Annotated in this window: 10 protein-coding genes; 5 read left to right on the forward strand and 5 right to left on the reverse strand. The window is 53.0% G+C overall.

Going from position 1 to position 8,123, the window contains the following annotated elements:
* The first annotated feature begins 500 nt into the window (after positions 1-500).
* Positions 501-1,037, forward strand: coding sequence for a leucine-rich repeat domain-containing protein (locus tag WCO56_27415; GenBank protein ID MEI7733331.1), 537 nt, complete (start codon positions 501-503; stop codon positions 1,035-1,037).
* 63 nt (positions 1,038-1,100) lie between these two features.
* On the opposite strand, the gene WCO56_27420 is transcribed toward WCO56_27415, so the two are convergent.
* Together WCO56_27420 and WCO56_27425 are read right to left on the reverse strand one after the other, a co-directional pair.
* Entirely contained in the window at positions 1,101-1,325 is a 225-nt protein-coding gene (locus tag WCO56_27420) for a type II toxin-antitoxin system HicA family toxin (protein ID MEI7733332.1), read from the reverse strand.
* Positions 1,326-1,327: 2 nt separating this feature from the next.
* Positions 1,328-1,549, reverse strand: coding sequence for a type II toxin-antitoxin system HicB family antitoxin (locus WCO56_27425; protein ID MEI7733333.1), 222 nt, complete (start codon positions 1,547-1,549; stop codon positions 1,328-1,330).
* A 210-nt stretch (positions 1,550-1,759) separates the two neighbouring features.
* Between WCO56_27425 and WCO56_27430 the strand changes: the two genes are divergently transcribed.
* From WCO56_27430 to WCO56_27445, 4 genes are all read left to right on the forward strand, one after another.
* Complete coding sequence (locus WCO56_27430) at positions 1,760-2,005, forward strand: hypothetical protein (protein MEI7733334.1); 246 nt, start codon at positions 1,760-1,762, stop codon at positions 2,003-2,005.
* Positions 2,002-2,196 (forward strand): hypothetical protein, encoded by a 195-nt coding sequence (locus WCO56_27435; protein MEI7733335.1) that lies wholly within the window; start codon positions 2,002-2,004, stop codon positions 2,194-2,196. The genes WCO56_27430 and WCO56_27435 overlap by 4 nt, the downstream gene beginning before the upstream one ends.
* Before the next feature lie 4 nt (positions 2,197-2,200).
* Positions 2,201-2,725 (forward strand): hypothetical protein, encoded by a 525-nt coding sequence (locus tag WCO56_27440; protein MEI7733336.1) that lies wholly within the window; start codon positions 2,201-2,203, stop codon positions 2,723-2,725.
* 102 nt (positions 2,726-2,827) lie between these two features.
* A complete protein-coding gene (locus WCO56_27445; GenBank protein ID MEI7733337.1) occupies positions 2,828-4,267 on the forward strand; it encodes a transposase in 1,440 nt (479 codons plus the stop codon).
* A gap of 26 nt (positions 4,268-4,293) precedes the next feature.
* Here the strand turns inward: WCO56_27445 and WCO56_27450 are convergent, their stop codons facing one another.
* The 3 genes from WCO56_27450 to WCO56_27460 all read right to left on the reverse strand — a co-directional run.
* Positions 4,294-6,081, reverse strand: a complete 1,788-nt coding sequence (locus tag WCO56_27450) for an AAA family ATPase (GenBank protein ID MEI7733338.1) — start codon at positions 6,079-6,081, stop codon at positions 4,294-4,296.
* Positions 6,082-6,109: 28 nt separating this feature from the next.
* On the reverse strand, positions 6,110-6,901 hold the full coding sequence (locus WCO56_27455) for an Eco29kI family restriction endonuclease (GenBank protein ID MEI7733339.1): 792 nt from the start codon (positions 6,899-6,901) through the stop codon (positions 6,110-6,112).
* The coding region (locus WCO56_27460) for a DNA cytosine methyltransferase (GenBank protein MEI7733340.1) at positions 6,902-8,123 on the reverse strand (1,222 nt) is incomplete at its 5' end.

Raw genomic sequence — 8,123 nt, forward strand, 5'->3', positions numbered from 1 at the left:
CCCACGGATAAAAAAATCACCGAAAACAGTTGCAAAAATTAACACCGTTGCTGGAAGGAGAACTCATCGGGACGGCGGGGGATGAGCGCCAGGGACAAATGTTCCAGTTTGGTGACCCCATTTTTGCACCAACTTCACACCCCAACTGATAGGAATTTGCTTTTTGGCACGTTTGATGCTTTCACTTGTCGCGTTGCGGTAAGCGAAGAACTGTTTAGCTCACATATCACTTTATAGTTCAATGGCTTAATGCGTAACAATTTTTCATGAAACTCTCTCCCGATTATCTCTCGCTTGGAAATTCTGTCTGCCTCTGGGGCAGAAATGGCGCGACCTTATATTGGCAAATCACCTCTAAACGACATGCAGTGCGGAAAAATGTCAAAAAACGCAGTGTCAAAAAACGCAGTTGACGACTTCAAGAGCGGGATTTAGTGTACTCAATATTTATGACACCCAAAACCCAATGCTCTCTAACCGCATCACGACAAGTCCGGCGAGTGCGATGGCTAAAAAAACACAATTTCCTAGCAATTCGCCCGGCGAAACTCCTGCCGCTGCTCCTGCTTTTGGCACTGCCCACCGCCCTGCAAGCCGACTGCTTCACTTACTGGACCAATAATGGCACGATCACCATTACCAGCTATTGTGGTCCCGGCGGCGCGGTAACGATCCCCGACTCGATCGCAGGTCTCCCGGTCACCACAATTGGGGTCTCGGCATTCCAAGGACGCACTACCCTGACCAACCTCACGATAGGCACCAACGTCACCAGCATCGCGCTCTGCGCGTTCAGATCCTGCAGCAACCTTCAAAGTGTCACGTTTCCTGATAACGTCACAAACATCGGGGTCTCGGCATTCAACTCATGCTCCAGCCTGACCAACGTTGTGATCGGGAACAGCGTTTCCAGCATTGGTGCCTACGCATTCCTCCATTGTACCGGCCTGGCAGCGTTCAATGTGAGCGCGTCCAACCCCGCCTTCACCAGCCCCTCTGGGGTTCTGTTCAATGTTCGCCAGCGCCAGTCCAAATAACCGCATTGCGGCCAGTCCGTCGAAAGGGAATTCTTTGGTTAAAAAACAAATTCCTGCTATCAGTTATAACCACCTCGTAAACTCATCCACCTCTATTTCCGCATCATCCAGAATTTTGCTCAACAAACCAGGGCCAATTGTCTCACCTGCATGAACCGGCACCACTGTACGACGCCCGTCCGGATGTTGCATAAAATGGTGACTGCCCTTAGTGCGCAAAACATTGAAACCTGCCCGCCGCAACGCTGCGACAAGCTCGCGTCCACGTAATCGAGGCAACCGAGGCATACTCAAACACTAATTCGCTGGACGCCAATAAACTCCGTGTTTGCCGGGTTATCTCGTTCTACCTCCAGGCACAACTCGATGGCCTCTCGTACACGCACAATTAGCTTGTCAAGGGAACGGGCTTGAGTATGGCATCCAGGCAATTCAGGAACGCTGGCTACATAGTAGCCTTCTTCGTCTCGCTCCACGATTATACTGAACTCACGTTTACTGTTTTTCCGCATGAAGGTACTATGCCAGAGAAAGGGAGGGGTCGCAAGGTCTTTTGAGTCCTGAAAAGGGATTCCAAACAATCTGCTCTCATCCACAAAAGGTTCTCTTTACGTCTTTTTGAGTTGTCCGCCAATACCTTCGCGCCGCTTGCGCCTTTTACTGATAGGAATTTGCTTTTTGGCACATTTGATGCGTTCACTTGTCGCGTTGCGGTAATCGTTATGATTGGCACATTGCAGGGATTCAAGCTGAGTACTGGATCGTTCGGACAGCAATACACTACGATTGATGGCGTAACATACCTGACGTGGTTCAACCTCGCGGACGCCAAATTGAAGGGGCTTGCGGAGGGAAGCACGGTGGAATACGAAGTGACGCTGGGGCCAACGGTGCTCTGCCACAGCCCAAGAGTGGAAGAAAAGCTGGCCAGCGCGAAACTGACCAGGGTGATTGGAGGCTGCCCATGAAGGCCGGCGACATTGTGAGGTATTCGCGAGTACTGGAAGAGGGCGAAGAGGAATTGAGATTTGTCCTGATGGCACCACCGGAGAAGGGCCGCGTGGATATTCAGTTGATTTGCGATTGGACTTTCAAGCCGATTGAAACGGTGGCGGAAAGTGAAGTTAAGTTGGCGGATGAGGCTCTGGCGAAAGGGTAACAATATGGGACTCACATATCATTTTACATTCAAAGCGCCGGCGAACAAGACGGCGGCGGAACTGGAGACGTTTCTGAGGGGTGTGGAAAAAGAGGCGCAAGCGCTGGGGTTCAAGCCGACGCTGATGCTGAACGTCAATTTTGACACGACAGAGCGGAAGCAGTTTTCACGGCGACTGACCACCGGCTGGCCGGTAGAGGATGAACGGCTAAAAGGCGCGAACCTGCCGGATGACAGCCGGGTGTGGCACCATAACGCCAGCGAGGGGACCTGCCGAATGCCGCCATCCAAGGGTGTGGTACTGGTGGTGACGGATGATCATGGCAGCGAAACGATCTTCGGCTTTTTCCAGTTTCCTGAAGCGGTGCGGGACACCCACCGCAAAGTTGTGGCGGAAACGGGGCTGAAGGGCTGCTGGGCATTCCAGGACCATGTGAAAAGTCCGGACAAGCGGTATAGGGAAATCGTAAAACGATTCAAGGATGCGGGCTACTTGGTGGAAGAACTTGATGAGTACAAGCCTAAATGAATTTAAGTACTGCGCTGCTGACGGCTAGGAGACTGTTGAAATAATCGCACGTAAGTAGAATATTTGTCTTGTCTAAGAATTACTAAAAGGCACAATGGTCTTGTGTTTAAACCGCAATCACTGGCGCCCCGGGAACTTTTCATCGCTGCTTCGGAGTTGGTGCGGCCCGCCACGACCCCGTTTTACGCCAAACTCGACCAGACGCTCAGCTCTTTTGGCTTCGCGGCGCAAGCCCGTGCTCTGTGTGCGCCCGCCTATTCGGAAACCGGACGCGGCCGTCCGGGCATTGACCCGGTGGTGTATTTCAAAATGCTGATGGTCGGTTTCTTTGAAGACCTTGCCAGCGAGCGCGGGATGGCCGAACGTTGCAGTGATTCCATCGCGATCCGCGCTTTCCTGGGCTACGATTTGACCGAAACGACCCCGGATCATTCCAGTTTGTCGATCATCCGGCTGCGGTTGGGCCAGGCGATTTACGACCAAGTCTTTATCCTCATTCTGAGTGCTTTGGACAAGCACGGCCTGCTCCAAGGGAAGCACGTTGGCATTGATGCGTCGGTCATCGAAGCCAATGCGGCGCTCAAGACCCTCATCCACCGCAACACCGAGGAGGCGTATTGGGCGTATGTTCAGCGCTTGGCCAGCGAAAACGGGATTGATCCCCACAACGCCGAAGCGGTGCGGCAGTTTGACCGCAAACGGCCCAAAAAGATGAGCAATGAGGAGTGGGTCAATCCGCACGATCCGGACGCCAAGATTGGGCTGACCAAGGCGGGTGCCACCGAGATGATCTACAAACCGGAACACACCGTGGATTTGGATACCGGCGCCATTGTGCATGCGGAGGTCCGGTTGGGTCATGAAGCCGATCAGAAGGATTTGCGTCGGCATGTGCAGCAAGCGCAGGCGAACATCAATCAGGCGCAGGAGGCGGCCGCCGAGGACTTGACCCTCCAGAGTGTGACGGCGGATAAAGGTTACCATGCGGTGGCGGAAATGAAGCCGTTGCAGGCCGAAGGAATTCGGACCGTGATTTCCGATCCGGTCAGGAACCGGAGGTTGGAGAAGTTAGATAAAGCGGAAGCGCAGGTGGTGCGCAACGCCAAGCGCAGTGCCAGCAGTAAATCGGGCAAGGCACTGCTCCGGCGCCGGGGGATGCACTTGGAACGAAGTTTCGCTCATATCCTGGATGCCGGCGGCGCGCGGCGAACAACCTTGCGGGGTTTGGAAAACTTGAACAAGCGATTCAAAGTGTCGGCCGCCATCTACAACCTATCGCAGTTGATGCGGAAACTCTTCGGAGTCGGCACGCCAAAACAGTGGGCGGCGATGGGGAAAGCCCTGGTTCTCGTTGGGCGAACCATGTTGGTCGTCGTGGGTGGCCTGTTGCGTATGGGCAAGACAAACCCGCCCGAGCGACAAAGCTCATTATACGAGCGCACACGGTTCAGATTAGCGCGCTGGGTAACGAATAGGGCCACCCAAAACGGCGGTGCGATTTTGCGATTTTTCAAAAAGACCATTATTTCAACAGGCTGCTAGGGTTGCAACAAAGAAATACCGCTTAATTACCGGGGGCTCTTGAGCGCTTTGAGAAGCGCTATAGTAGCGGTGAATGATCCGGGGGCTAAGGTGACCCAGCGCTTGATTAGCATCGCATGGAACACGTCAAGATCCCCGGCCGAGCTACCGCCGCAAATCGCATCGGAAAAGAGTACAAACTTTTTTTTATGACTTGGCTCACCGAGCAGTCGAGTTACAATTGCCTGTGACTGGGCCACTGGCAGTATTGTTCGTAGGAAAGTCTCTGCGGCGGATTGATCCCAGATAACTTCTTCGAGCGATGCCATTGGAAAGAAGACTGCATTGCGGCGCATATAACGGAGATACGCTTTGCGAAGGTCGCGCTGCTGAACCTGGTTGCCGCCCTGAACTCCACCGTCTGAGGCAAAAACGGGCTCGATGTCAAAAGCATTGCGAATTGCTTCGTTAAGAAATAGAACCGCCTGAACAGGATTGGCGTCCTGCGCAAGGGTTAAGTTATCCGGATTAAAAATTTCTCCTACCGGTTTCTGGTCGCCATCAAAAAGCAGATAAATTTCTGATGGCTCCATGCGTGAATAAATGACCGCATCCTTTTTCATGGCGCTGGCTCCGCCAGGATAATACCTAACGTCAAACAAATTCCTGACCGCAGGTCCCATGTGGTCCAGGCATGCCTCCACCATATTCTTTGCCAACCGGTCTTCGACTATCACGGTTCGCTTATTCGTCAACGGCTGCCCGATAAAAAAGAACGCTTCCTCCGGTCGGACATCTTGAATGATTCGGAAATTGCCCGCTTGTGTTGGTTGAAAAATTTTCACTGCACTGGGAGGCAAGGAATCGACAAATCCAGGTGCATGGGTGGAAATAATAATTTGGTGTTTTGATGAGACACACTTGTGCAAAAGGAAATCCAACACAAGCCGCTGAGCGCCCGGGTGTAATGATGTCTCAGGCTCATCAAACAAGAGGAGAGAGTTACTGGGAGCAGCATGAACCTCACGCACCAAGACAACCACAGCGGTCTCACCACTCCCCGCAAACGCTTCCGAGTAGGAGGCGTTTCTGGTTTTTAGAATCACGGAGTGACCCCAGTGGCCGAAGTAACGGTGCCGAAGCACTTTGGCAGCCGTATATTCGCGTCCGAGGATATTGCTCACATCTTGAAGTTCCTGAGGCGAGAGTTGGTACACATCCTCGTGGGCTCTATGTATAAAGTGACCCAAAGCCCCTTTGCGCCCGCTTTTGAATGCCGCCTTTAGATTCACCGACCTGCCCCGCAATAAATCTTGGATACCAGAAGCTGGGGGCCGCTCCGCATGAAAAGCCCGCTCGAACGCATTCTGAACCACGCGAAAATTCAAGTAAACAACCTCCTTCTCAATTGGTGGATGCCTGTTTCCTATCCTCATCCCGTATGCTACAATCGGTTCGCTCGTATCCCACAAATCAGGCTGGCCGGCTTTATTTATTCGGGTTTTGAGCACTTCCCTATCCCGTCCACCACCATCATATGAGTATATCAGGCAATGACGATTCTCGGCGGCCATTTCCTCGATAGGGTCGATCACGGTGTTGAACCAATAACTCCCAACACTTTTGCCTTTCGGGCAACCGTATAGCGCTTGGAGAGCCGAACTCTTTCCACAGCCATTTTGACCAACGAACACAGTTAATGGGAAGGTGAAATCAATCCTGGCGCCAGGCTCAAGATTCCGAAAGCGAGGGAACCGAACATAATCGATGTAGGAAGGAAATGCCCTTCCGGTTTTCATGGCCGCGATTTTGTCAACTAATTGGAGAGTAGTCATGGTGGGATGAGATTTTAGAAGCAATAAATTATACCGCTGGATGGTTCAGTTGAAAATGCCTTAGGATAGTCTTTTTAATCTCATCCGCCTCCAATGTACCGGGAGTATTGCCAACACGCGTTGCCCATTTTCGGCCGGGATGGAGAGTGTCCCAAGGGGAGCGCTTGTTGGCCCGGGTACCGGGGTCATCGCCGTGCTTCCCAAAACCAAAACAGACTTTTGTTTCCTTGTTCCAGACGGGCTTAAAATACTCAATCAGATGATCCTCCGCTGTTTCCACCCAAGCGCTTCGGACAACCAAATAGCGGCAATCAAAATCCTTTATTTCGAGATTGGTGCTCCCACGAATGCTACGGGCATGATCCCGCAACCGGCTGGAAAGCCGCTCCCCTTGTTCTTGGGGCGTTGAAGCATGGAGTTGCGCCGGATCAGCTTTTCCCACATAGATTGGATGCTCTTTGCCGGAGATTGGAGAATAGCAGTCGAAGTTCCCGTGATAATAAATCGCGTAGACGCCAGCGCCGTAGAACCTAGTTTCAGCGGAATTTGCCAAGGGTACACGTGGCTGGAGCAAAAGGGTGTCGGCCACGAGTTTACCGACTACTTTGGGAGCTGTTGGGTCGAAAACAAGCGCCGGCAGGAGAACCGGATCCAAGTGCAAACGGGCCGTATCGAGTTTGCGCATGGTGGTTTCGAGATTCTGGCGCAGGTGACGACGTTTCGTGTCAGAGAACTTGGTGAAGTCGGGTATGGCGGGCAGCGTAGCGGCCAGCGCGTGGATTTCATCAAGGAGGCTGGCGATGTTCGTATGTTTTGACACTTATTGGTTTCTCCGCAGGTGGCGGTGATGGGCGGCGAGCGTGGTAGCCACGCTTAAGCCAATAATCCGTGCCAAGGTTACTGGGACGGCGTTGCCAATCTGACGCATACTTTCGGTCCACGAACTTGGAAAATGGTACCAATCTGGAAATGTTTGGATACGAGCACTTTCGCGCACGGTAAAATAACGCACGGTTCCATCTGGCCGGACCAACATATTCTCCCCACCCGGCACGCCATGATCGCCAGCCTTGAGGGTTTTAGCGGGATTGTCCAACTCGCTACCCGTATGGCCCGCGTAGCGACGCGCGCCAGGTTGAAATCTGTGGTTTATAACGCGTGAGGCTTCAGGAGACTGCGGATCGGGCAGGCCAGTCAAGGCGTCCCGAACCGTGCGCCATCGTGCAAAGACCGGTAATGTGTTTTCCCGGGTGAGACGACGAAGGACTTGCGGAGGCGGCTGCGGCCGATGAGCACGTGGAACATGGTGTTCGTCCCAGTAGATGCCAGTGAGCCATTTGGCAGCCTCCAACGCGCCTCCAGAATGGGTAGCGCGAGGGAAGCTCCATGGCTCTTGAATATCCCAGCGGAAGCCGACGATTATCACCCGCTCACGGTGTTGCGGAACCCCAAAATCGGCGGCATCGACTTTCTGGAAAACAACCCGATAACGAAGTCCTTCGTCGGTTCCAGCGGTATGACGCTCTTCGAGGCGGGCGAGATGTTCCGGCCAATTCTCGTTCTCCTGTTTTGAAATTTCGGGGTATTGGAGCTGAAGTAGAATGTAACCAAAGTATTTTGCGAACGACTTGCGGAGCAAACCGCGAACGTTTTCGAAAATGAAAGCCTCGGGTTGTACTGTCCGAACCACGTTCACCGCATGTGGGAACATGTCGCGTTCGTCGCGATATCCCTGAGCCTTACCACCGATGGAAAAGGGCTGACACGGTGGGCCACCGGAAACCAATTCAACTTGCCCCCGCCATTGGCGGAAATCCACTTGGCGAACGTCGGTGTCGAAAACGCGGATATTCACCCCCATACCAACCTGCCAATTTTCACGAAGAGTGGCGCACGAATCCGTATCCCGTTCAACAACAGCAACGGGTTCAAAGCCTGCGTTATGCAGGCCAAGGGCCAAACCGCCGCCACCAGCGAACAGCTCAATAACTGATAGGAATTTGCTTTTTGGCACATTTGATGCGTTCACTTGTCGCGTTGCG

It is taken from the genome of Verrucomicrobiota bacterium, from assembly GCA_037139415.1.
Lineage (GTDB): Bacteria > Verrucomicrobiota > Verrucomicrobiia > Limisphaerales > Fontisphaeraceae > JBAXGN01.

What these genes read in the sequence shown, in the direction of transcription:
- WCO56_27420 (MEI7733332.1), bottom strand. Translation starts at nt 1,325, where the DNA reads ATGCCTCGGTTGCCTCGATTACGTGGACGCGAGCTTGTCGCAGCGTTG.
- WCO56_27425 (MEI7733333.1), bottom strand. Translation starts at nt 1,549, where the DNA reads ATGCGGAAAAACAGTAAACGTGAGTTCAGTATAATCGTGGAGCGAGAC.
- WCO56_27430 (MEI7733334.1), top strand. Translation starts at nt 1,760, where the DNA reads ATGATTGGCACATTGCAGGGATTCAAGCTGAGTACTGGATCGTTCGGA.
- WCO56_27435 (MEI7733335.1), top strand. Translation starts at nt 2,002, where the DNA reads ATGAAGGCCGGCGACATTGTGAGGTATTCGCGAGTACTGGAAGAGGGC.
- WCO56_27440 (MEI7733336.1), top strand. Translation starts at nt 2,201, where the DNA reads ATGGGACTCACATATCATTTTACATTCAAAGCGCCGGCGAACAAGACG.
- WCO56_27450 (MEI7733338.1), bottom strand. Translation starts at nt 6,081, where the DNA reads ATGACTACTCTCCAATTAGTTGACAAAATCGCGGCCATGAAAACCGGA.